Annotated in this window: 1 protein-coding gene; it reads right to left on the bottom strand. The window is 64.6% G+C overall.

Features of this window, described 5'->3' with window-relative positions; genetic code table 11:
* The coding region (gene tuf, locus AC1DYD_RS41445; protein ID WP_478178502.1) for an elongation factor Tu at window positions 1-953 on the bottom strand (953 nt) is incomplete at its 3' end.
* Window positions 954-958: the final 5 nt, after the last annotated feature.

The following is a 958-nucleotide window of genomic DNA, read 5'->3' as shown; positions in this document are numbered from 1 at the left end:
TCGTCCTTCGACAGAACGTACACCTCGGCGGTGAAGTGCGTGTGCGGCTTGATCGAGCCCGGCTTGCACAGGACTTGGCCACGCTCGACTTCTTCGCGCTTCGTGCCGCGCAGCAGCACGCCGACGTTGTCGCCGGCCTGGCCCTGGTCCAGCAGCTTGCGGAACATTTCCACGCCGGTGCAGGTGGTCTTGACCGTCGGGCGAATGCCCACGATCTCGATTTCCTCGCCGACCTTGATCACGCCGCGCTCGACCGCACCGGTCACCACCGTGCCGCGGCCCGAGATCGAGAACACGTCTTCCACAGGCATCAGGAAGGTGCCGTCCACGGCGCGCTCGGGCGTCGGGATGTAGGTGTCCAGCGCATCGGCCAGCTTCATGATGGCTTGTTCGCCCAGCGGGCCCTTGTCGCCTTCGAGAGCGAGCTTGGCCGAGCCATGGATGATCGGGGTGTCGTCGCCCGGGAACTCGTACTTGTCGAGCAGTTCGCGCACTTCCATCTCGACGAGTTCGAGCAGTTCGGCGTCATCCACCATGTCGCACTTGTTCAGGAACACGATGATGTAGCCCACGCCCACCTGGCGCGCCAGCAGGATGTGCTCGCGGGTCTGGGGCATCGGGCCGTCAGCGGCCGAGCACACCAGGATCGCGCCGTCCATCTGGGCAGCGCCGGTGATCATGTTCTTCACGTAGTCGGCGTGGCCGGGGCAGTCGACGTGCGCGTAGTGGCGGTTGGCCGTCTCGTACTCGACGTGCGCGGTGTTGATCGTGATGCCGCGCGCCTTTTCTTCCGGAGCCGCGTCGATCTGGTCATAGGCCTTCGCTTCGCCGCCGAACTTGGCCGACAGCACGGTGGCAATCGCCGCCGTCAGCGTCGTCTTGCCATGGTCCACGTGACCGATCGTGCCCACGTTGACGTGCGGCTTCGTGCGGGTGAATTTTCCTTTTGCCATTTTCT

Source organism: Variovorax sp. P4_B11 (assembly GCF_056402355.1).
This window is presented reverse-complemented; position numbering and strand designations above follow the sequence as displayed.